Genomic DNA, 21,915 nt, shown 5'->3' with positions numbered 1-21,915 from the left:
GTGCCCGTCGTGGATAACCTGCCCAGGTGCGGATCAATGTGTACATCGACGGTTTCAACCTGTACTTCGGCTCGCTCAAAGGCCGGCCGTACAAGTGGTTGGACCTCGAGAGAATGTGTGGTCTCTTGCTGCCCCGGTTCGAGCTCGGGCGCATCCGGTACTTCACCGCACTTGTCAAGGAACGGCCAGACAACGAGCAAGCACCGGTCCGGCAGCAGGCGTATCTGCGGGCACTCGGGACACTGCCGGCCGTGGAGGTCCACCTCGGTAGTTTCCTCACCAAGCCCACGCGGATGGCGCTCGCGAATCCGCCTCTCTCGGGGCCGCGGACGGTCGAGGTCATCAAAACCGAGGAGAAGGGCTCCGACGTCAACCTCGCGACCTACCTGACGGAGCCGATCCGGATCGTCCGGCATGAGCTCGGGAAGGTGGTGGGGTTGCTCAATCCTCAACCGGTGCCGAGCCAGCGACTTCTGACCTGCCGCCCGACGTTTGCGAAGCAGATTCGGGCGGGAGTTCTCGGAGCCAGTCAGTTCCCCGAAAGAGTGACGGACGGCAGGGGATCTGTGATCCGCAAACCTACCGGGTGGTGAAAAGCAGAAGCCCCACCGAAGTGGGGCCTCGCACCCAGCCACCGAAGCAACTGGGGGAATAGTCAGAGGCTAGCTGACGATCCGCTTCCGGGCAACACGGATCACCCGGGGTTGATCTCGCTGAAGGACAGTGGTTGGCGGGTGCAGAGGTAGGTTGCCCAGTGCAACTTTTGTGGGGTGCCGGTGGAGTCGCGGGTGATCTGTAGGAGTTCGCCGGTCTCGCGGCCGGAGACGGTCCGGTAGGTGTCCTCGGCGATCTTCTCGAAGACGGCCGGGGACTGCCACTCGGCGGCCGCGGGGGACTTCGCCTGCAGTACGCCGTTCTTGACCGTGAAGTCGAACGGGCTCCCCTCGGTGAACCACGTGCCGAGTACGCCGGCCAGCTCGGCCGGGACCTCGGTCCCCGGGACCCACGCGTCGGGCGGGAGCGGGTCGTCCTCGAGGACCTTGATGATCAGGTCGGTGGCGAGCGCGCTCGGCGCCGGCGAGGATGTCGCGCCGAAGAGTGCGATACCCGCAGTACCGGACTCGCGGTCGACGAAGGTCGACGTGATGTGGCCCGGCATGCCGCCGTCGTGCCCGACGAACAGCCGGTCGCCGCGGCGCAGCAGCATGAACCCGAGCCCGAACGCGAGCTGCCAGCGGTCCACGTCGGCCATGATCTGCACCTGGCACATCTCCTCGAGGGTGTCCTTCGACAGCACCTCGTCGACCGGGTTCGCGATGAACATCGCCCACTTCGCCAGGTCCTCGGCCGTCGACGCCAGCCCGCCGCACGCGTCCATCGCGCCGATGTCGAGCAGCGGCTCCCGGACCGGTACGTCGGTCCACGGCGGCACGTAGTACCCGCTCTGCGCCGGGCCGCCGTCCATGCCGACCGTCGTCCGGCGCATCTCCAGCGGGTCGAGGATCCGTGCCTTGACCGACTCGTACCAGGACCGGCCGTCGATCCGCGCGACGATCTCGCCGAGCAGCGCGAACACCAGGTTGGAGTAGTGGAACCGGTGGTGCGGCCTGCCGATCCGCTCCGCGTCGTTCCACCCCTCGACCAGCTCGTCGCGGGAGGGGAACTTCATCAGGTCCCACACGTCGCCGACCGGCTCGCGCTGCATGCCGCTGGCGTGGCTGAGCATCTGCCGGACGGTGATGCCTTCGTGCTTGCTGCCCGGGATCAGCTTGTCGACGGTGTCGTCCAGGGTGAGCTTGCCCTCGTCGCGCAACGCCATGATCGTGACCGCGGTCAGCGTCTTGCTCTGCGAGGCGATCAGGAACTGCGAATCCGCGGTCGGCGGTACGCCGGGATTCTCCAGGTCGGCCGATCCGGCTCCGGTCGACCAGGCCAGCTTCCCGGCGCGGGCGACAGCGCCCACCACCCCGGGAACCCGGCCCTTCGACTGCCGTTCGGCGACGATACGGGTCAGTGCGTTCTGCGTCTGCTCGGCGATATCTGTCACGAGTTCCGACCTTAAGCCTCGTGGGTGACAAAAGGCAGGGGGATTTGGTCGGTCGGATATGCGAGGCTGGTGGGGTGCGCATAGCGGTGCTTGGGCCTCTCGCGATGTGGGCGGCTGACGGGACTCCGCTCGACATCCGTGGCGTTCGCCTGCGCGGACTGCTCGCGCGTCTGGCGCTGAGCGCCGGCCGACCGGTCAGCGTCGAGACCCTCGTCGACGGCCTGTGGGGCAGCGAGGCCCCCAGTGCGAACGCTCTGCAGTCGCTGGTGTCCCGCCTGCGGGCCGGTCTCCCAGCGACCGAGTCGAGCATCTCGGTGCAGTCCGGCCCGGCCGGCTACACCCTGACGATCGGTCCGGACTGTGTGGACACCCTCCAGTTCGAAGACTTGGTACGCCGCGGCCGCGCGCTGCTGACGACCGAGCCCGAGCGCGCCCACGCCCTCCTGACCCAGGCCGACAGGCTGTGGCGCGGCGAAGCCCTCACCGACCTCCGGGACCTCCCGTTCGCCGCAGTCGAGGCGGACCGCCTGGGTGAGCTGCGCCTCGCCGCCGCGGAGGACCTCGCCGAGGCCGCCGTAACCTGCGGTCAGGCGCGCGACCTGGTCACCGACCTCGAGCAGCTCGCAGTCACGCATCCACTCCGCGAGCGGGTCCACGAGCTCCTCATCCGCGCTCTGTACGCCGACGGCCGCCAGGCGGAGGCCCTCGCGGCGTACGAACGGGTCCGGACCACGCTGGCCGATGAGCTGGGCGCCGACCCCGGCATCCGGCTCCGTGACCTGCACGTCTCGGTACTGCGTGGCGACAGCGTCGACCCGGCAGCCAAGTCTTCCGCCGTACCGGCCCCTGCGCCTTCGACGCCGCGCAGCAACCTGCGTGCCCCGCTGACCAGCTTCGTCGGCCGCCGGGAGGACGTGGCCGAGCTGACCCGGCTCATGAGCAACGGGACCCGACTGGTCACCATGGTCGGCCCAGGCGGCGCCGGCAAGACCAGACTGGCCACCGAGGCCGGCCGGACGCTCGTGGACCAGAGCGGCGACGGCATCTGGTTCGTAGAGCTCGCCCCACTCGGCGACGCCGCCGACGTGGCACCAGCTGTCCTGTCCACCCTGGGCGCCAGCGAGTACGTCGACGTACAGCCGGCCAGCTTTGCACCGAAGCACATCCCGACCAGCCGGGCCGCAACGCTCAGGCTCGTCGAGGTGATCGGCGACCGCCGCGTGCTGCTCGTGCTGGACAACTGCGAGCACCTGATCCAGGAGGTCGCCGGACTGGTCGACTCCCTGCTCGCCTCCTGCCCGCGGCTCCGGGTGCTGACGACGAGCCGCGAGCCGCTGAGCATCCCCGGTGAGCACCTGCATCCGGTCGGCCCGCTCGCCCTGCCGCCTGAGGACGAGCAGAAGGACACCGACGACTATCCGGCGATGCAGCTGTTCGTCGACCGAGCCCGCGCAGTACGCCCGGACTTCATGCTGGTCGACAACAACCGGGAGGCGGTCGCCGAGATCTGCCGCCGGCTGGACGGGATGCCGCTGGCGATCGAGCTGGCTGCGGCTCGTTTGCGGGCGCTCACCCCGTCGCAGATCGTGGACCGGCTCGCCGATCGCTTCCGACTCCTAACCAGTGGCTCGCGGACCGCACTGCCAAGGCACCAGACCCTGCGCGCCGTTGTCGAGTGGAGCTGGGACCTGCTCGATCCGGACGAGCAGGCGGTCGCTCGGCGACTCTCATTGTTCTCCGGCGGTGCCACGCTGGACGCTGCCGAGCAGATCTGCAGCGACGACCGCATCCCGCCCGAGTCCGTGCTCGGCGTCCTCGCATCGCTCGTGGACAAGTCTCTGGTGGAGGCTGCCGCCGACGAGCGGTCCGTGCGCTACCGGATGCTGGAGACCGTCCGTGCGTACGGCGCCGAGCAGCTGAAGGCCTCGGGCGAGCACGACCACTTCCGGCGCAAGCACACGGCGTACTTCAGTCGCATGCTGCGTAAGGCCCGGCCGAAGCTGCGGACCGGCGAGCAGATCCAGTGGATCGCCCGGCTGACCGCCGACAACGAGAACCTGCTCGACGCGCTCCGTACGGCGATCGACATCGGCTCGGCGCGGGTCGCCGTACAGATGGTTGCCGTGCTGGGTGAGTACTGGACGATGAGCGGCCGCCCGGCCGAGGCGGTCAACTGGATGCGCGCGGCCCTCGCCGTACCGGGGAAGAGCGCGCCGCTGGACAAGGCCGAAGCGCTGTACCTGCTCGCGCTCGGGCAGATGTCGACCGGGGACGATCCGGCCAAGTCGTTCCAGCAGATGATCCGCGGACTGGCGACGGTCCGCTGGATGACCCGGCGTCATCAGCAGCTCGTCGACGCCGGGATCGGGCTGTTCACCAACGCGGTCTGGGCCGCGATCCGGCGGGACAAGGCCACCTGCTTCCGTGAGCTCGAGGCGGCCGGTGAGCATCGCGATCCGTGGATCCGGAACATGGGCGTGATGATGGGCGCGATGTTCCGCGAGAACGAAGGCGACGTCGAGCAGATGGCCGCGAACCTGACGGTCGCGCTCGACGGCTTCCGCCAGCTCGGCGACCGCTTCGGTACGTCGATGGCGCTGCGCGGCCTCGCGAGCTACCAGGCCACCACCGGTGATCACGCCCAGGCACTGGAGTCGCTGATCGAAGCACTCCAGCTGATCGAGGAGCTCGGCACGACCGAAGGCGTCCCGCAGCTGCTCGGCGGCGCGGCGATGAGCCGGATCGAGCTGGGCGACATCGACGGTGCCCGGGCCGACCTCGAGCGCGCGTTGCGGCTGTCCGAGGAGACCGGGTCCCGCGGCAGTGAAGCGATGGCCTACATGGGTCTCGCCCGGATCGCGTACCGGACCGGTGCCTTGGACGAGTCGAGGGACCTGGCGGAGCGCGCGTACGGGCTGCTCGATCTCGAGGCCGAGCGGGTCGCGCCGCACGGACAGGCGAGCATGCTCGCGCAGCTGAGCCGGACGAACGCGGCCACCGGTGACCTCGAGCTCGCGCAACAGCGCAATCGGGAGGCCGTGCGGCTGGCGCTGACGACCGAGGACATGCCGCTGGTCGCCTCCGTCGTCGAGACCTCTGTGGATGTCGACGTGGCGGCCGGCGAGACCGAGCGCGCGGCACGGACGCTCGGGATGGCAACAGTACTGCGAGGCATGCGGTCGATCCCGGACGGCGACGTCCAACGGTCCATCGACCGCCTACGTGATGCCTTGGGCAACGAAAAGTACGACGCCGGCTTCGCAGCCGGCGCCGCACTGACCCGCGAGGACGCGATCGCCGAACTACGCAAGCGCTACAGCTCTTAAGCAGTGATGAGCTGTACGGCGAGGTCGCGCAACGACTTCTGCACCTTCTGCTCGGGCGGTCGCGGCTCGGCCAGCATCCAGTCGTAGACCACCGTGTTCACCGCGCCGAAGAACGCCAGCGCGAGGAACCGGAAGTCCTTGCGCTTGATCTCGCCGCGCTCGACCGCGGTGTCGCCGAGGTCGCGGACGTTGCCGATCAGCAGCTCCCGGAACGCGATCCGCTGCTCCTCGACCGCCGGGCTGGTGCCGACCACCTCGACGAACGTGATCCGCGCGCGGCGGAGATCGGCCATGATCGTGCGCAGGTACGAGTCGACGGCCGCGGTGATCCGCTCCCGGACCGGCCGGTCCGCGGTCCGGCGGAGCGCATCCCCGGTACTCCGGACCGCCAACTCGATCACCTGCGCGTGCACCGCGAGCAGGACAGCTTCCTTGTTCTGGAACTCGTGGTAGAAGTGCCGGGTGGACACTTTCGCCTGTGTACACAGGCGTTCCACGGATGTCGCCGGATATCCTTCGGTCCCGAAGAGTTCGAGCGCGGCGGCCAGCAGCCGTTCCCGGCGCGCGGCCTTCCACTCCTCGACTGACCGCCCGGAATAACGGCGTACGGAGGGTTCCCTCATCACACCTCTTGTCGCTACCCCGTGCCAGATGCCGGACATCCTATCCACCCTGCGGATCAGGTGTAACCGGGTTGGTCCTCGCGCGGAGGACCAACCCGGCTGCGCTCAGTTCATCTTCTCGTAGCCGGTCCCGCCGTCGAGGAGTTCCCGGATGATGTCGAGTTGGCCCAGGTGCCGCGCGGTCTCCTCGATCAGGTGGCACAGGACGTACCGGACCGACGCCTTGCCGGAGTCGCGGACGGCCTCGGCCCGTTCCACGTCGCCGAGGTCGTCGAAGCCGGCCACGATCTCGTTGGACCGCGCGCATTCGGCGTCGTACTCGTCGAGCAGTTGGGCCAGCGGTACGTCGTCGACGAGCATCTCGGCGTCCGGGTGCCCGTCCTCGGTCCACGGGGTCTGGCCGGTGTCCGGCGTACCCAGAAGGTTCATGCTGAACCACGAGTACTCGACCCAGCGGAGGTGCGCGACGAGTCCCGCCACGGTCATCAACGGGGAAGTCGGCAGCACCTGCCGGTGTGCGTCGGTCTCGCTCAGACCTTCACACTTGATTCGCACGAGCGACCGGAGGTGATCGAGCCAGCCGGTCAGCTGGGTCCGCTCGTCGGCGGTCAGCGGCGGCCTCATGCCAGGCTCATCTTCGTGTAGCCGGTCTTGTGGTCGAGAAGCTCTCTGATGATGTCCATATGTCCCACGTGGCGGGCGGTCTCCTCGATCATGTGGCAGAGGATATAGCGCAGCGATGCGGCTTCCCCTGCGGCGGCGTACGGTCCTTGCTCGGTCGCGTCGAGCGGCAGTCCGGCGATCGCCTCGTTGGATCGCGCGCATTCGGCGTCGTACTCGTCGAGCAGTTGCGCGATCGGTACGTCGTCGACGAACATCTCGGCATCCGGGTGCCCGCCCTCGGTCCACGGACTCTGGCCGGTGTCGGGAACGCCGATCAGGTTCTTCTGGAACCAGGACCACTCGTTCCACCGCAGGTGCGCGGCCACTCCGGCCAGCGTCATCAGCGGTGAGGTCTCCAGAACCTTGCGGTGGGCATCTTCTTCGGAGATTCCTTCGCACTTCATCCGGACGAAGGAACGCTGCAGGTCGAGCCATCCGATCAGCTGGCCGCGCTCGTCGGCGGTCAGCGGCGGACGTTGTACTTCGGTCATTCGAAAGCTCCTGTGGTGATGAGGAGCCACCCGTCTCAGCCGCGGGCGCGGCGGACGGGCAGCACGACGATCGGACTCGACATCGCGCTCACCTCCTCTCCGCCGCCGGCGGTGTCGTCCCCCGGCAGCAGCACCGTACACCGGCGCCTTGGGCACCGGGCAACCATATTTCCGGCTGCGAAACGGTTGGTGGGTGCTCAAGGTGGGATCCGGGGATGGCATGCTCAGGAGCAGCACAGCGCCCGCACCGCGCGATGAGGTGAGACGTGGACCCACGATTCGATCTGCCGCTCTACACCCGTGCCGAGGTCGCGCTGCACCTCGGACTACCCGCTACCACGCTCGGCGACTGGTTGCGATCGGGCGCGCTCGAGGCCGGCAGCGGAAGCCGGGGTGAACCGACGATCACCTTCGCCGGGCTGGTCGAGACCCATATGCTGCGACACCTGCGCCGGTCCGGTCTGTCGCTGCAGGCGATCGGCGAGGCCGCGGTCGCCCTCCGCTCGCGCGCCGGCCGGCACTATCCGCTCGCCTGGTCCGGCCTGGCGTACGACGGCCGCGACCTGCTGATCGAGATCTCGAACGAGGGCCGCGAGCACGGCTGGGAACGGATCCGCGACAGCCAGGGCGGCCTGCCCGGAGTACTGCGCCGTGGCTCGGCCGCCATCGGCTGGGCCGACGACGGGTACGCCGCAACGCTGCGGCTCGTCATCTACTCCGACATCGACGTGATCGTGGACCCGGGACGCTCGTACGGTCGCCCCATGGTCGACGACGTCCCCGTCGAGAACGTCATCGATCAGGTCCGCACGGGAGCGTCGTACCGCGAGATCGCCGCGAAGTTCAACCTCGAGGACTTCGAGGTGGAGGCCCTGGTCCGCCCCCACATCCGCCCACCCGCCTTCCGCAAAACCCGTCACCTCCAACCCCAAACCGACTCCCTCCTCTGACGAACGCAAACGCCCCACGCGCGCTCCGCAGCCGTCTCTCGTCGCTCCGCTCCTCGGCACGGCCGCTACGCCCGCTCCCACCCACCCCCGGCTCATCGCCGGTGTGCCGGCTACCGCCGGGCGTTGCCGGCTACCGCCGGCGATCTGAACCCCGCGCGCGACACGGCCGCTTCCTTCGTCGCTCCGCTCCTCAGCGCACCCGCTCCACGTGCTCCCACTCACGCCGGCTCATTGCCGTGCATCCGCTCCGGGTACCGCAGGAGCCTGCCGGCGGCTGTCCGGTGTTGGGCTGCCGACTGACTGCAGTGGCGAAAAGTTGGCGCGACTCTGTGGATAACTTCGGCGGAGTGTCGGGGTCGGCTGGCATTCTGGTGGGAGTCGCGTCGAGAAGGGTGGTGTGGAGATGGATCCGCGGTTCGATCTGCCGATATTGACCCGGGCGGAAACTGCTACGCATCTTGACCTTTCGCCTTCGACGCTCGGCTACTGGGTGAAGACCAAGGCGTTGCATGTCATCGAGCGTGAGCGGCCCGGCGACGCCTCGATCACGTTCGCCAGTCTGGTCGAGACGCACATGTTGCGTCAGTTGCGTCAGTCGGGTCTTTCGCTGCGGGCCATCCGTGATGCGGCAATCAGACTTCGCACGGAGCTGGGCAGGGAGTATCCGCTGGCCTGGCGTCGGATCGCTCATGACGGGCGAGACGTCCTGGCGGAGATCGCCGCCGAGGGAGAGGACTCCTCGTGGGAGCGGATCCGCGACCGTCAGGGAGGTCTTCCTGGGGTGGTGGAGTTGGGGCTCGAGTCCATCGAGTGGGCCCCTGACGACTACGCCGAGCGGCTTCGGCTGACCGCTTACCGAGGGGCGGACGTGATGGTCGATCCGCAGGTCTCGTTCGGGCAGCCGATCCTCGCCGGCGCCGGAGTCCGGGTCGAGGATGTCGTCGACCTCGCGCGAGCCGGTGAGCCGTACCAGGTGATCGCCGACGAGTTCGGTATTCAGACCGCAGAGGTCGAGGCCCTTGTCCGGCCGCACATCCGAGCCGCCTAGGTTCTACGTCGACGTCGGTCTCGGAGGCATCGTCATTCCGAACCTGGTTCGCAGGATGGGGTGCATCGCACTGACCAAGGCCGAGGTGTTCGGTCGACGGCGCGTCGAGGACACCGAGTGGATCGAGTGGGCGGACGCGGAAGGTGTCGCCGTACTGACGAAGGACGACGCGATCCGCAGGCGTCCCCTCGAGCGCGCTGCGCTGGGGAGATCGAACCTGCGAGTCTTCTGCCTGACCAACGCAAACCTGACGAAGGCCGAGCAAGAAGCCCGGTTCGAGAGCCGATGGCAAGCAATCCTTCGGCGATGCGATCAGCCTGGCCCTTATGTCTGCGGCGTGTATGTCGACCGCCTGCAGGACCTCCGGATCTAGCGGTTGTCCTTGATTCGTTTGGCTTTGCCTAGGGAGCGTTCCAGGGTGTGGGGTGGGACTACTTCTACTGCGGCGGTGATGCCTACTCGGTCCTTGATGCGGTGGGTGAGAGCGGTTGCGGCGGGGGTGTAGTCGGTCAGGTCGGGGGTGGCTTCTACCTGGACGGTTAGTTCGTCGAGGCGGCCGGGGCGGGTGAGGACGCAGAGGTAGTGCGGGGTGAGGCCTTCGACCAGGAGGATCTGTTCCTCGATCTGGGTGGGGAAGACGTTGACTCCTCGGACGATCATCATGTCGTCGGTGCGGCCGGTGATCTTCTGCATGCGGCGGAGGCCGGGGCGGGCGGTGCCGGGGAGGAGGCGGGTCAGGTCTCGGGTGCGGTAGCGGAGGACCGGGAAGGCCTCCTTGGTGAGGGTGGTGAAGACCAGTTCGCCTTCGGAGCCGTCGGGGAGGACCTCGCCGGTGACCGGGTCGATGATCTCGGGGTAGAAGTGGTCTTCCCAGATGTGGAGGCCGTCCTTGGTCTCCACGCATTCCTGGGCGACGCCTGGACCCATGACCTCCGACAGCCCGTAGATGTCGACGGCGTGGATGCCGGTGCGTTCCTCGACCTCGGTGCGCATGGCCTCGGTCCAGGGCTCGGCGCCGAAGATGCCGATCCGGAGCGAGGTGTCGCGTGGGTCCAGCCCGCGGGCGGCCATCTCGTCGACGATCGAGAGGAAGTACGACGGGGTGACCATGATGATGCGCGCGCCGAAGTCGCGGATCAGGTCCACCTGCCGCTCGGTCATCCCGCCGGACACGGGTACGACGGTGCACCCGAGCCGCTCGGCCCCGTAATGCGCCCCCAGTCCGCCGGTGAACAGACCGTAGCCGTAGGCAACATGACACACGTCGCCCGCACGCCCGCCGGCAGCGCGGATCGACCGCGCCATCAGATCGGCCCAGTTGTCCAGGTCCCGCTTGGTATACCCGACCACCGTCGGCCGGCCGGTCGTACCGGACGACGCATGCACCCGCGCCACCTCGGTCCGCGGTACGGCGAACATCCCGAACGGGTAGTTGTCGCGCAGATCCTTCTTCGCCGTGAACGGCAGCCGGCCCAGATCCTCGAGCGACTGAAGATCACCCGGCTTGAAACCGACCTCGTCCAGCGCGGCCCGATAGTGCGGCACGTTCTCGTAAGCGCGCCGTACGGTTGCCTGCAGCAACGACAATTGCCGGACGCGGAGTTCGTCGACGGACAACCGTTCGCCGGCGTCCTGCAACTCCGAAGGACAAGCCTCACCGAGCATGGTGAACCCCTAAGGACGAGTGAGCAGGGTCGCGATGCCCTGTCCGACACCGATGCACATGGTGGCCAGCGCGTACCGGGCGTCGCGGTGGCGAAGCTCGAGCGCGGCGGTCAACGCCAACCTCGCGCCGGACATACCTAGCGGGTGGCCCAGGGCGATCGCGCCGCCGTTCGGGTTGACGTGCTCGGCATCGTCTGGCAGGCCGAGCTGCCGCAGTACGGCGAGGGACTGGGACGCGAACGCCTCGTTCAACTCGATCACGTCGACATCGGACAACGCAACCCCGGTGCGGTCGAGCAGCTTCCGGGTCGCGGGCGCCGGCCCGATCCCCATGATCCGGGGCGGTACGCCGGCCGCCGCCGTACCCACGACCCGCGCCAACGGATTCATCCCGAAGCGTTCCACCGCGTCCCCGCTCATCACGAGCAGAGCGGCAGCTCCGTCATTCACGCCCGACGCGTTGCCCGCGGTCACCGTGCCGGGCGACCGGAACGGGGTCTTCAAACCGGCCAGAGCCTCGAGCGACGTCTCCCGCGGATGCTCGTCGGTATCGACCACGGTGACGGCGCCACGCTTGCCCGGCACGTCAACCGACACGATCTCCTCGGCCAGCCGCCCGTTCGCCTGCGCCTTGGCCGCCCGCTGCTGGGATCGCAGCGCGAACAGATCCTGGTCCGCACGAGAGATCGAGAACTCCGCCGCGACGTTCTCCGCGGTCTCCGGCATCGAGTCGATCCCGTACTGCGCCTGCAGTGCCGGGTTCACGAACCGCCACCCGATCGTCGTGTCGAAGATCTCCGCCTGCCGCGAGAACGCAGTCGTTGCCTTGGGCATCACAAAAGGGGCCCGTGACATCGACTCGACGCCACCGGCGACGACAATGTCGTTGTCCCCGGCAATGATCGACCGGGCGGCGGACGCGACCGCGTCCAGCCCGGATCCGCACAGCCGGTTGATCGTCGTGCCGGGCACCGAGTCCGGCAGGCCGGAGAGCAGCACCGCCATCCGGGCGACGTTCCGGTTGTCCTCGCCGGCCTGGTTCGCGCAGCCGAGGATCACGTCGTCGATCAGCGCCGGGTCGAGCGCGGTCCGGTTCAGCAGCGACGAGATCACGTTCGCCGCGAGGTCGTCGGGCCGGACGCCGGCCAGCGCGCCGCCGTACCGTCCGATCGGGGTCCGGACGCCGTCGACCAGGAACGCTTCGCGAGTCATGCTTCCTCCGGGGCAATGATGGTTCCGGACAGTTGGCGGCTGCGGCCGCGGAACTCGGCGATCACCTCGTCGCCACGGGTGACCGTCACGTCGTAGATCGCGTTCCGCCCGAACGTCGTCCGCTCGGCAGCCTCGGCGACCAGCAGATCGCCGCGCCGGGCCGGGGCCACGAAGACGATGTCGCAGGCCTGCGCGACCGTCACCTGGTTGCGCGAGTTGCAGGCGAACGCGAACGCGGAGTCGGCCAGACTGAACACGAATCCACCATGCGCGATCCCGTGCCCGTTGACCATGTCGTCGCGCACGCTCATCTCGAGCCGCGCCGTACCCTCGCCGACCGCCACCAGCCGCATACCCAGCCCGGCGCTGGCGGTGTCCTCCGCCCACATCGCCGCGGCCACCCTGGCTGCCAAGTCCATCCGGCCTGCCCCATCGAGAAGAAGGTTTATGACACTCTAGTCCCGGTTGCGCCCACGACTGTAACATCGCAGGCATGACCGATCTGCTCGCCGCTCATCGTGACCGACTCGACGCTGCTCTGACCGCGATCCGCAGCCGCGGCTACCACTCCGCGTTCCCCGAGTCGCCGAGCCCGCGGGTGTACGGCGAGAACGCCGCAGCCAACGGGAAGGCCGCGTTCGAGGCCCATCTGGCCAAGACGTACGAGCTGGACATTCCCGGTGCGCGCGGAACGGTCGTCACCGAGCAGTCGCCGTTCGGCATCCCGCTGGACGTCGCCTACCCGCGCATCGTCGAGGAAGGCCTGGACGAGCTGCTCACCGCCGCCCAGCAGGGCCTCGCGGACTGGCGCCGGGCCGGGATCGACGGGCGCACCGGTGTGGTGCTGGAGATCCTCGATCGGCTGCACAAGCGGGTGTTCGAGCTGGCCAACGCGGTCCAGCACACCAGCGGGCAGGCGTTCGTGATGGCGTTCCAGGCCGGCGGCGCGCACGCGCTGGACCGGGCCCTCGAGGCGGTCGCCTACGCGCACGAAGAGATGCACCGGTACCCGGCCACCGCGGCGTGGGAGAAGCCGGCCAAGGGCGACCCGATCCGGATGGAGAAGACGTTCACCGTCACCGGCCGCGGCGTCGCGCTGGTGATCGGCTGCAACACGTTCCCGACCTGGAACTCCTGGCCCGGCCTGTTCGCCTCGCTCGTCACCGGCAACGCGGTCGTCGTCAAGCCGCACCCGCTGGCGGTCCTGCCGCTCGCGATCACGGTCGACGTGTGCCGCGAGGTGCTCGCCGAGGCCGGATTCGACCCCAACCTGGTGACGCTGGCGACCGAGCGGGCCGGCGACGGCCTGGCCAAGCCGCTCGCGCAGCGGCCCGAGGTCAAGCTGATCGACTTCACCGGCGGCAGCGAGTTCGGCGAGTGGCTCGAGCAGAACGCGACCCAGGCGACCGTCTTCACCGAGAAGGCCGGCGTGAACGCGATGATCATCGACTCCACCGACTCCTTCAAGGCGCTGTGCAACAACCTCGCCTTCACCCTGAGCCTGTACTCCGGCCAGATGTGCACCACCACCCAGAACCTGTTCGTCCCGGCCGGCGGGATCGAGACCGACGAGGGCCACAAGTCCTTCGACGAGGTCGGCCAGGGCATCGCGACCGCGATCAGCAAGCTGCTCGGCGACGAAGCCCGCGCGGTCGAGATCCTCGGCGGCATCGTCAACCAGGCGGTGATCAGCCGCCTCGAGCTCGCCCCGGAGTACGGCGACGTGGTGCTCGAGTCGCGTGCGATCGAGCACCCGGCCTTCCCGGACGCCGTCGTACGGACGCCGCTGCTGGTCGCGATCGACGCCGAGGACGCCGACGTGTACCGGCGGGAGTGCTTCGGGCCGGTCTCGTTCCTGGTCAGGACCGCGGACACGGCGCAGTCGATCGACCTGTTCACGTCGACCGTGACCGAGGGCGGTGCGATGACCGCCGGCATCTACTCGACCGACAGCAAGATCCTCGACGAGGCCCGGGACGCGGCCCTCGACGCGGGCGTCGCCTTGTCCGAGAACCTGACCGGCCAGGTGTTCGTGAACCAGTCCGCCGCGTTCAGCGACTTCCACGGCACCGGCGCGAACCCGGCCGCCAACGCGACGTACACCGACGGGGCGTACGTCGCGAGCCGCTTCCGCGTCATTCAGTCCCGCCGCCACGTTGGGTGACAGCGGTCCTGCACGCACAGTGAAAATGACGTTAAAAAATAACTGAGCGCTACCGCTTGCGTTTTTGGATCCCACCCCCGACACTCTCAGTTAGTTGAGAGCGTAACAACTTATGCACGGGGGATCTGGGGTGGAACTGGGGACGGGCAGACCTGCCCGAATAGTGGCGCTGGTGCCTGCCCACAACGAGGAAGCGGCGCTACCGGCCGCGCTGGACTCGCTGTGGCGGCAGACCAGGCGACCGGACCGCGTGATCGTGGTCGCGGACAACTGCACCGACGGGACCGTCGCGCTGGCCACGGGGGCCGGCGCGGAGGTCTTCGAAACCGTCGGCAATCTGGACAAGAAGGCAGGCGGCCTGAACCAGGCGCTCGCCATCCTGCTACCGGTGCTGACGCCGGACGACCGCGTGCTGGTGATGGACGCGGACGGCGTACTCGCGCCGAGCTTCCTCGAGACCGCACTGCGGGAGCTGGCCGACGACTCGGTCGGGGCGGTCGGCGGGATCTTCTGGGGCGAGCCGGGCCACGGCCTGCTCGGCGAGGTGCAACGCAACGAGTACGCGCGGTACGCCCGCGACATCGCCCGGAAGAACGGCCGTGCGATGGTGCTGACCGGTACGGCGACCCTGCATCGCGTCGACGTCCTGACCCGCATCGCCGCTGCCCGCGGCCGCGACCTGCCGGGTCCGCGCGGCCTGGTGTACGACACCACCGCGCTGACCGAGGACAACGAGATCACGCTCGCGATCAAGTCGCTCGGCTACCGCTGTGTGTCGCCGGAGGACTGCTGGGTGATCACCGAGGTGATGCCGACCTGGCGGGACCTGTGGCGGCAGCGCCTGCGCTGGCAGCGCGGAGCGATCGAGAACCTGCGCGCGTACGGGATCAACCGCGTCACGCTCCCGTACGCCGGGCAGCAACTCGGCATGGGGATCGGGGTGATCGCGATGTGGTCGTTCGTGCTGCTCACCGTCCTGACGGCCGGCAACGGCCTGCGTGTGCAGCCGCTCTGGCTGTCGGTCGGCCTGATCTTCGTCGCCGAACGCGTCGTGACGGTACGCCGTCGCGGCGCCCGGCCCATGCTGCTCGCGGCCGTGATGGTCGTCGAGTGGGCCTACGACCTGTTCCTGCAGTGCGTTCTGTTGCGCGCTGTCTGGGACTCGGTGCGCCGGGCCGAGGCCCGCTGGCACCACGTCACGTCATTCAATCCACTGATCACAAGGAAGCCTCATGTACGGACACCAAAGTTTGACCTTGCCCGGAACCACGTTGGCCGCCACCGGCGCGGCGACCCAGACCCTCGGCTTGCTGGTGGCCGGGTTCGCACTCCTGTTCGCCGGACTCGCGGTGCTGAAGTTGCTGCCGAAGCGTCGTTGAGCTGACCCTGATGCGGAAGGTATGACTGAATCATCTCCATCCGCCGACCCGTCCAGGAGACCGACCGTGACTGAAAGCTTGACCGAGGCACTCGCTTACTACGACAGCTGGCTGGCGTTCAACCAGCGTTATCAGCGGGTGCCGGGCATCCAGGTCGCGGTGTACGCCGGGGACGCGATCGCGTTCTCGGCGGCGTACGGACTCGCGGACGTGGAGAACGACGTACCGCTGACCGAGCAGCACCTGTTCCGGATCGCCTCGCACTCGAAGACGTTCACCGCGACGGCTGTGATGCAGCTGGTCGAGCAGGGCCGGTTGCGGCTGGACGACAAGGTCGAGCAGCACGTGACCGAGATCGTCGGTACGCCGCTGGGCCAGCGGACCGTCCGCGAGCTGCTGGCGCACGCGGGCGGTGTCACCCGGGACGGTCTCGACGCGGACTGGTGGCAGCTGTCCACCAGCTTCCCGGACCGCGACGAGCTGCTCGCGGTACTGCGGAGCGAGTCGTCCGCCGTGATCCCGGAGAACGACCGCTTCAAGTACTCGAACATCGGCTACGGCCTGCTCGGTCTCGTCATCGAGGCGGCGTCCGGTACGCCGTACAACACCTACGTCCAGACCGCGATCGTCGACAAGCTCGGGCTGGCCGGTCTCGGTCCAGAGCTCGACCCGGCCCGGCTCACGGAGTACGCGGCCGGCTACAGCGCGCTGGCGTACGCCGACAAGCGTGTCCCGATCGAGCACATCGACACCCGGGCGCTGGCGTCGGCAACCGGGTTCTTCGGCAACGCACGCGACCTGGTCACCTACTTCTCCGCGCACCTGCCCGGCGACGACCGGCTGCTCACGGACAAGTCGAAGCGTGAGATGCAGCACCCGCTGTGGACCACCGGCGCGGACGACAAGGCGCGCTACGGCCTCGGTCTCGCGGTGACGAAGGTCGGCGACGTGGACGTCTTCGGCCACGGCGGCGGGTACCCGGGCCACATCACCCGGACGCTCGTCGACCCGGAACGGCGCCTCGTCGTGTCGGCGCTCACCAACGCGATCGATGGTCCCGCGGCGCAGATGGCGGAGGGCCTGCTCCGGCTTCTGAACCTGGCCGACTCGAAGGACCGGGTCGAAGAGTCAGGGCTGGGCCGGTTCACCGGACGGTTCGCGAACCTCTGGGGCATCACCGACTTCGTCCTGCTCGGCGGCCGCCTCTACGCCACCGACCCCTCCGGGCCGAACCCGGCCGAGGAGCCGCAGGAGCTCGAGGCCGACGGCGACACGCTGCGGGTCACCGGCGGCAACGGCTACGGCTCGTACGGCGAGTCGTACCGCTTCAGCTTCGACGCCAACGGCGCGGTCGAGTCGGTCCGCGGCTCCAGCGGTCTCAGCCTGCACCCCATCGAGAAGTTCGCCCTCCCGGAGCGGGTTACCGTGGCCAAGTGACCATTCACGGCGACCATCCGTTCCTGCCGGCCGAGTCCGAGCGGAGTCCGGTCCGGCGGTTCCGCGGGCGGCTGCCGTCACCGGTCGGCCTGTGGACGACGTCGTACGACGGGAAGCGGGCCGGGCTCACCGTGTCGTCGATGCTGGTGGCCGACGGTGAGCCCGGGTACGTGATCGGGCTGATCGATCCGGACTCGGACCTGTGGGAAACGTTGCGCGAGGCAAGGACCGCGGTGGTGTCGCTGCTCGGCGCCCCGCACCAGCAGCTCGCCGACGCTTTCGGGTACGTCGCTCCGGCCCCAGGCGGACCGTTCCGGTTGATCGACTGGACGGACACCGCTTGGGGCCCGGCGCCGGTCGGCGTCAGCACCTGGGCCGGCTGCACGCTGGTCGACCCGGACCCGCCCGAGGTCGGCTGGGGTCTGCAGGTGCAGCTGGAGATCGTCCACGTGGAGCTGACCGCCGACGAGGCTCCGGCACTGGTCCACCGACGGGGCCGATACACGACGATCTAATCTGTGCCCTATGCGTGCCACAGTGATCCATGCCCCGTTCGACGTCCGGCTGGAAGAGCTTGCGGACCCGAAGATCGAGGGGCCGGGCGATGCGGTGGTCAAGGTCGTTGCCTCATGCATCTGTGGGTCCGACCTCTGGCCGTACCGCGGTGAGCCGCCGGTGAAGCAGCCGCGGCCGATCGGGCACGAGTTCGTCGGCATCGTCCAGGACGTCGGCTCCGAGGTCCGGACGGTCAAGCCGGGCGACTTCGTCGTCGCGCCGTTCGTGGTCAGCGACGGGACCTGCCCGAACTGCCTGGCCGGCTACCAGACCGCGTGCCAGAACATCGTCGGCTACGGCCAGGGCAAGGCCGACGGCGGCCAGGGCGAGTACGTCCGGCTCCCGTACGCCGACGGCACGCTCGTCGCGACGCCCGGGATGCCCGCCGACTCGCTCGTCCCGTCGCTGCTCACGCTGTCCGACGTGATGGGCACCGGCTGGCACGCGGCGCGGTCCGCGCGGGTGAAGGCCGGTGACACGGTCGTCGTCGTCGGCGACGGCGCGGTCGGCCTCTGCGGCGTACTCGCGGCCTCGCGGCAGGGTGCGGAGCGGATCGTTGCCTTGTCGCGGCATGAGTCCCGGCAGAAGCTGGCGAAGGAATTCGGTGCCACGGACATCATTTCCGAACGCGGCGACGCGGCCCGCGACGCCGTCCTCGAACTGACCCGGGGCGTCGGGGCCGACGCGGTGCTGGAATGTGTCGGTACCGCCCAGTCGATGACGACCGCGTTCGACGTCGCCCGGGCCGGGTCGACGGTCGGGTTCGTGGGCGTGCCGCACGGGGTCGAGGTCCCGATCAGCAGGATGTTCCGGAACAACATCGGGCTCGCGGGCGGCGCGGCGCCGTGCCGGGCGTACCTGCCGGACCTGATGACCGACGTACTGGGCGGTGAGATCAACCCCGGCAAGGTGTTCGATTCGGAGCTCCCGCTGGCCGACGTGGCCGAGGGGTACGTCGCGATGCACGAGCGCCGCGCGATCAAGGTGCTGCTGCGGCCCTGAAACGCACAGCGGGTTTGCGCACAAGGCTCCTGACGGGTCAATATGTGCGCGCTCTCACACTGTCAAGGTGCGAGGGGTCACGGCTGCGCAACGCGCTTGCGCGGATCGTTGACACCCGCCGGTAACCGTCCCAGGCTTGGGCCGTCAAGGGGGCATCGTTGTCACAGGCGGCTCCATCCAATGATCGGAGAGTGAATCATGCGTGGTGGTCTGAGTAAGACCCTGGCGCTGGTGGGTGCTGCGGGTCTTCTCGCGGTGAGCGCCTGCGGAAACAGCGACGACAGCGGCGGCGGCGGTGGCAACTCGTCCGCGAGCAAGGACGTCACTGTCTTCACCTGGTGGGCCGACGGTGGTGAGAAGGCCGGCCTGGACGGCCTGGTGTCGGTGTTCGGTACCGACTGCAAGGACTACAAGTTCGTGAACTCGGCCGTCGCCGGCGGCGCGGGCTCGAACGCGAAGCAGGTGCTGGCCAACGACCTGCAGGCGGGCAAGCCGCCGTCGACGTTCCAGGCGCACGCCGGTGCGGAGCTGAAGGACTACATCAACGCCGGCCAGGTCGACGACATCAGCCAGCTGTACAAGGACTTCGGGCTGGACAAGGCGTTCCCGCAGAACCTGATCGACAACCTGACGGTGGACGGCAAGATCTACTCGATCCCGGCGAACGTGCACCGGGCGAACGTGGTCTGGGCGAACCCGACGGTGCTGAAGAAGGCGAGCATCGACGGCACGAAGGCCCCGGCCAACGTGGACGCGTGGATCGCCGACCTGACCAAGCTGAAGGCTGCCGGTGTGGCCGCCCCGCTGGCGATCTCCAAGGGCTTTGCCCAGGAGATGCTGGTCGAGGCCGTGCTGCTGGCCGAGCTCGGTCCGGACAAGTTCAAGGGTCTGTGGGACGGTAAGACCGACTGGGCCGGCGGCGACGTCACCGCGGCGCTGAACAAGTACAAGACGCTGCTGACCTTCACCAACACCGACCGCGAGGCGATCGACTGGCCGGACGCGCTCGGCTACGTGAACTCCGGCAAGGCCGGCTACACGCTGATGGGTGACTGGGTCGCCGCGCAGCAGGTGGCGGACAAGGTCCCGGACTCGGCGTACACCTACTGGCCGTCGCCGGGCACTGCCGACGACTTCCAGTTCCTGTCGGACTCGTTCACGCTGCCGACCAACGGCGCGGACCCCGACGGCGCCAAGTGCTGGCTGAAGACGGTCGGTTCGGCCGAGGGCCAGAAGGCGTTCAACACCAAGAAGGGCTCGATCCCGGCCCGCTCGGACGCCGACCCGGCCGACTACCCGAAGTACCAGCAGGGCGCGATGGCCGACTGGAAGAGCAAGACGATCGTTCCGTCCTGCGCCCACGGTGCCGCGTGCACGCTGGGTCAGAACAACGACATCCTGTCCGCGATCAGCCAGTTCAGCGGCAGCCCGGACGTCGCCAAGCTGCAGTCGGCGCTCGGCACCGCGATGAAGACGAGCTGATGCAGGGCGAGTTGCGGAACCGATCCGAGACGGAGGACTGAGCGTGCACGGAAGAATCCGCACCTGGGGACCTGGTGCCCTGGTGCTGCTGCCGACCGTGCTGCTGCTCGGGTACTTCGTCTACGGGCTGATCGCGTGGTCCTTCAACACCTCGCTGACCGACCGGCACACCGCCCGCAAGGGTCCGGCGAGCTATGTCGGGTTCGAGAACTACACGAACCTGTTCGGCGAGGAACGGTTCCAAAACTCGCTGAAGAACCTCGGCGTGCTCACGGTGGCGTTCATCGTGGGCACGCTGGTCTTCGGCCTGCTCTGGGCATTGCTGCTCGAGAAGGGCGTGCCCGGCGAGTCGGTCTTCCGGTCCATCTACCTGTTCCCGATGGCGATCTCGATGATCGCCTCGGGCGTCGTCTGGGGCTGGTTGCTGAACCCGTCCCAGGGCGAGGACGCACGTGGACTGAACCGGTTGTTCGAGATCCTCCATCTGCATTTCCTGGAGAATCCCTGGTGGACCGCCGGCAGTAGATGGACGACGATGGCGTCCATCGCGCTGCCCGCGGTCTGGCAGATGTCGGGCTACATCATGGCGCTGTTCCTGGCCGGCTTCCGGGGTATCCCACCGGAGCTGCGCGAGGCGGCCCGCGTCGACGGGGCGTCGGAGTTCAAGCTCTACCGGCATGTGCTGTTCCCGCAGCTGTCGCCGATCGCGCTGTCCGCGCTGATCATCCTCGGCCACATCTCACTGAAGCTGTTCGACCTGATCTACGCGATCACCGGGCCGAACCAGTTCCGTACCGAGGTGCCGGCCATCCTGATGTGGAACACCCTGCTACGCAGCGATCTGGCCAAGGCGTCCGCGATCGGGATCGTCATGCTCGCGGTCGTCGCCGTACTCGTCATCCCGTACCTCGCGTGGACCGTCCGGCAGGAGAACGAGCAATGACCGCCGTAGATGCCGCGACCGGCCACTCCGCCGCCGCGATCCGGCAGAAGCCTCGCCGCGGAGCGACCTCCGACGGCACAACCCGGCGCAGCCGGACCATCCGCTACGTACTGCTGCTGTTGTTCCTGCTGTTCGTGCTGATCCCGGTGTACGTCGTACTGATCACCAGCTTCAAGACCTCCGGTGACACCACCGCTGCTTCGCAGTGGAACCTGCCGAAGGAATGGACGCTGGAGCCTTGGCGCAAGGCCTGGGACGTGCTGCAGCCGTACATGATCCGGTCGCTGTCGCTGGCGATCCCGGCCGCGATCATCTCGTCGCTGATCGGATCGGTGAACGGGTTCGTGCTGGCCCGCTGGCGGTTCCCGGGCGCGAACATCGTGTTCGCGTTCATCCTGTTCGGGATGTTCATCCCGTACCAGGCGGTGATGCTGCCGCTGCGTACGACGTTCACCGAGCTGGACGTGACCCGGGGCGTGCCGACGCTGATCATCGCGCACTGCATCTACGGCATCCCGATCTGCACGCTGATCTTCCGGAACTACTACGCCACGATCGTGCCGAACGAGATCATCGAGTCGGCCCGGGTGGACGGCGCCGGGCTGGTCCAGACGTACGCGCGGATCATCCTGCCGATCTCGATCTCCGGCTTCGTGGTGACGCTGATCTGGCAGTTCACCTCGGTCTGGAACGACTTCCTGTTCGCGCTGTTCCTGACCCAGCAGAACAACGGTCCGGTGACGTTGGGCCTGGCCGCGCTGGCCGGCGGGCAGAAGGTCGACTATGCCGCGAGCATGGCCGGCGCTCTGATCACGTCGTTCCCGACGCTGATCGTCTACATCCTGCTCGGCCGCTGGTTCATCGGCGGCCTGATGGCCGGCGCCCTGAAGGGCTGACCTTCGTTGAGCACGCACCAACCACTCCGCGC

At 68.3% G+C, this 21,915-nt stretch carries 20 protein-coding genes; 13 read left to right on the top strand and 7 right to left on the bottom strand.

Going from position 1 to position 21,915, the window contains the following annotated elements:
* Positions 1 to 26: 26 nt before the first annotated feature.
* Positions 27 to 593: an NYN domain-containing protein gene (locus tag ABT313_RS40610; protein WP_350865705.1), complete on the top strand. Its 567-nt coding sequence runs from the start codon at positions 27 to 29 to the stop codon at positions 591 to 593.
* 101 nt (positions 594 to 694) lie between these two features.
* Here ABT313_RS40610 and ABT313_RS40605 read toward each other — a convergent pair whose 3' ends face one another.
* Entirely contained in the window at positions 695 to 2,047 is a 1,353-nt protein-coding gene (locus tag ABT313_RS40605; RefSeq protein ID WP_350865702.1) for a serine hydrolase domain-containing protein, read from the bottom strand.
* A gap of 74 nt (positions 2,048 to 2,121) precedes the next feature.
* On the opposite strand from ABT313_RS40605, the gene ABT313_RS40600 reads away from it, so the two are divergent.
* A complete protein-coding gene (locus ABT313_RS40600; protein ID WP_350865699.1) occupies positions 2,122 to 5,373 on the top strand; it encodes an ATP-binding protein in 3,252 nt (1,083 codons plus the stop codon).
* Here the strand turns inward: ABT313_RS40600 and ABT313_RS40595 are convergent.
* From ABT313_RS40595 to ABT313_RS40585, 3 genes are all read right to left on the bottom strand, one after another.
* Positions 5,370 to 5,996 (bottom strand): TetR/AcrR family transcriptional regulator, encoded by a 627-nt coding sequence (locus ABT313_RS40595; protein ID WP_350865696.1) that lies wholly within the window; start codon positions 5,994 to 5,996, stop codon positions 5,370 to 5,372. The two genes, ABT313_RS40600 and ABT313_RS40595, sit on opposite strands and share 4 nt — an antisense overlap.
* Positions 5,997 to 6,101: 105 nt before the next feature.
* Positions 6,102 to 6,620, bottom strand: coding sequence for a DinB family protein (locus tag ABT313_RS40590; protein WP_350865693.1), 519 nt, complete (start codon positions 6,618 to 6,620; stop codon positions 6,102 to 6,104).
* A complete protein-coding gene (locus tag ABT313_RS40585) occupies positions 6,617 to 7,150 on the bottom strand; it encodes a DinB family protein (RefSeq protein ID WP_350865691.1) in 534 nt (177 codons plus the stop codon). Before ABT313_RS40585 ends, ABT313_RS40590 begins: the two co-directional genes overlap by 4 nt.
* Positions 7,151 to 7,416: 266 nt before the next feature.
* On the opposite strand from ABT313_RS40585, the gene ABT313_RS40580 reads away from it, so the two are divergent.
* The 3 genes from ABT313_RS40580 (at position 7,417) to ABT313_RS40570 (ending at position 9,521) form a co-directional block, all read left to right on the top strand.
* Complete coding sequence (locus ABT313_RS40580; RefSeq protein ID WP_350865688.1) at positions 7,417 to 8,100, top strand: hypothetical protein; 684 nt, start codon at positions 7,417 to 7,419, stop codon at positions 8,098 to 8,100.
* Positions 8,101 to 8,503: 403 nt separating this feature from the next.
* Positions 8,504 to 9,148 carry a DUF433 domain-containing protein gene (locus ABT313_RS40575; RefSeq protein ID WP_350865685.1) on the top strand — a complete coding sequence of 215 codons (645 nt, stop codon included), beginning with the start codon at positions 8,504 to 8,506 and terminating at the stop codon, positions 9,146 to 9,148.
* A 55-nt stretch (positions 9,149 to 9,203) separates the two neighbouring features.
* Positions 9,204 to 9,521 carry a PIN-like domain-containing protein gene (locus tag ABT313_RS40570; protein WP_502884060.1) on the top strand — a complete coding sequence of 106 codons (318 nt, stop codon included), beginning with the start codon at positions 9,204 to 9,206 and terminating at the stop codon, positions 9,519 to 9,521.
* Here ABT313_RS40570 and paaK read toward each other — a convergent pair.
* The 3 genes from paaK to paaI are packed head-to-tail and all read right to left on the bottom strand — an operon-like array spanning position 9,518 to position 12,444.
* A complete protein-coding gene (gene paaK, locus ABT313_RS40565) occupies positions 9,518 to 10,813 on the bottom strand; it encodes a phenylacetate--CoA ligase PaaK (RefSeq protein WP_350865679.1) in 1,296 nt (431 codons plus the stop codon). The two genes, ABT313_RS40570 and paaK, sit on opposite strands and share 4 nt — an antisense overlap.
* A gap of 9 nt (positions 10,814 to 10,822) precedes the next feature.
* The gene (gene pcaF / locus ABT313_RS40560) at positions 10,823 to 12,025 is read right to left on the bottom strand and encodes a 3-oxoadipyl-CoA thiolase (protein ID WP_350865676.1); all 1,203 of its coding nucleotides are present in this window, start codon (positions 12,023 to 12,025) and stop codon (positions 10,823 to 10,825) included.
* Positions 12,022 to 12,444: a hydroxyphenylacetyl-CoA thioesterase PaaI gene (gene paaI / locus ABT313_RS40555; protein ID WP_350865673.1), complete on the bottom strand. Its 423-nt coding sequence runs from the start codon at positions 12,442 to 12,444 to the stop codon at positions 12,022 to 12,024. The genes pcaF and paaI overlap by 4 nt, the downstream gene beginning before the upstream one ends.
* Positions 12,445 to 12,518: 74 nt before the next feature.
* On the opposite strand from paaI, the gene paaN reads away from it, so the two are divergent.
* From paaN to ABT313_RS40515, 8 genes are all read left to right on the top strand, one after another.
* A complete protein-coding gene (paaN, locus tag ABT313_RS40550; RefSeq protein ID WP_350865670.1) occupies positions 12,519 to 14,189 on the top strand; it encodes a phenylacetic acid degradation protein PaaN in 1,671 nt (556 codons plus the stop codon).
* A 112-nt stretch (positions 14,190 to 14,301) separates the two neighbouring features.
* A complete protein-coding gene (locus ABT313_RS40545) occupies positions 14,302 to 15,573 on the top strand; it encodes a glycosyltransferase family 2 protein (RefSeq protein ID WP_350865668.1) in 1,272 nt (423 codons plus the stop codon).
* A 61-nt stretch (positions 15,574 to 15,634) separates the two neighbouring features.
* A complete protein-coding gene (locus tag ABT313_RS40540) occupies positions 15,635 to 17,005 on the top strand; it encodes a serine hydrolase domain-containing protein (protein WP_350865665.1) in 1,371 nt (456 codons plus the stop codon).
* Complete coding sequence (locus tag ABT313_RS40535) at positions 17,002 to 17,520, top strand: flavin reductase family protein (RefSeq protein ID WP_350865663.1); 519 nt, start codon at positions 17,002 to 17,004, stop codon at positions 17,518 to 17,520. Before ABT313_RS40540 ends, ABT313_RS40535 begins: the two co-directional genes overlap by 4 nt.
* 10 nt (positions 17,521 to 17,530) lie before the next feature.
* Positions 17,531 to 18,562: a zinc-dependent alcohol dehydrogenase family protein gene (locus ABT313_RS40530; RefSeq protein ID WP_350865660.1), complete on the top strand. Its 1,032-nt coding sequence runs from the start codon at positions 17,531 to 17,533 to the stop codon at positions 18,560 to 18,562.
* 198 nt (positions 18,563 to 18,760) lie between these two features.
* Complete coding sequence (locus ABT313_RS40525; protein WP_350865657.1) at positions 18,761 to 20,044, top strand: ABC transporter substrate-binding protein; 1,284 nt, start codon at positions 18,761 to 18,763, stop codon at positions 20,042 to 20,044.
* 43 nt (positions 20,045 to 20,087) lie between these two features.
* The gene (locus ABT313_RS40520) at positions 20,088 to 20,987 is read left to right on the top strand and encodes a carbohydrate ABC transporter permease (RefSeq protein WP_350865654.1); all 900 of its coding nucleotides are present in this window, start codon (positions 20,088 to 20,090) and stop codon (positions 20,985 to 20,987) included.
* Positions 20,984 to 21,883 carry a carbohydrate ABC transporter permease gene (locus tag ABT313_RS40515; RefSeq protein ID WP_350865651.1) on the top strand — a complete coding sequence of 300 codons (900 nt, stop codon included), beginning with the start codon at positions 20,984 to 20,986 and terminating at the stop codon, positions 21,881 to 21,883. The genes ABT313_RS40520 and ABT313_RS40515 overlap by 4 nt, the downstream gene beginning before the upstream one ends.
* The last annotated feature ends 32 nt before the right edge of the window (positions 21,884 to 21,915 follow it).

Origin of the sequence: Kribbella sp. NPDC000426, assembly GCF_040300265.1 — a bacterium.
GTDB lineage: Bacteria > Actinomycetota > Actinomycetes > Propionibacteriales > Kribbellaceae > Kribbella.
This window is presented reverse-complemented; position numbering and strand designations above follow the sequence as displayed.